This is a genomic window from Clostridium sp. CMCC3677 (genome assembly GCF_023845585.1).
In the GTDB taxonomy this organism is placed as follows: domain Bacteria; phylum Bacillota; class Clostridia; order Clostridiales; family Clostridiaceae; genus Clostridium; species Clostridium aquiflavi.
The window spans coordinates 1-510 of the sequence record NZ_JAMQHS010000036.1 but is presented as its reverse complement, the minus strand read 5'-3'; the positions used below and the strand labels follow the sequence as shown (position 1 = coordinate 510).

General features: G+C 22.9%; 1 protein-coding gene. It reads right to left on the bottom strand.

Annotated elements, in window-relative coordinates; genetic code table 11:
- A partial coding sequence (locus NG901_RS16610) for a hypothetical protein (protein ID WP_252217045.1) occupies positions 1-428 on the bottom strand: 428 nt, incomplete at its 3' end.
- Positions 429-510 lie beyond the last annotated feature (82 nt).

Below are 510 nucleotides of genomic sequence, written 5' to 3'. Positions count from 1 at the left end.
TATTGAATAAGCTTTTCTTTAAATAAATCACAAAAATCTAAAAATTCATCTGTAAGAGGCATTCCTCCTATTTGATGAAAATTTGGATCAGTCATTAAATTTTTAGCATATTCTTTCATTTTATCTATGAATGGAAGAAAAGCAGTTGTATTATTGGGGGTAAAATCTGGTACATCTATGCCATCATTTTTCATCGCATCTTTTATTATAGCATATAAAAAGGAATTATCACCAAATTCCCCTTGATTAGTCTCTTTAAAAGCATCATAAGCTTTTTTAGTATTAATAACATTAAAATCAGTTTCATTAATTTCAATTGAATCAGTAGTAGTATTAACAGTACTTTTATTATTTGAAGCAGACAAATCATTTTTATAAAAATCAGAATTAATTATATTTTTGTAGTTTAAATTATTATTTATTTCCATAAGAATCTCCCTTAATACAAAGTAATTTATAAATATATAATCGAAAAGGAAATAAAAAACTTAATAGTAATAAATAAACATT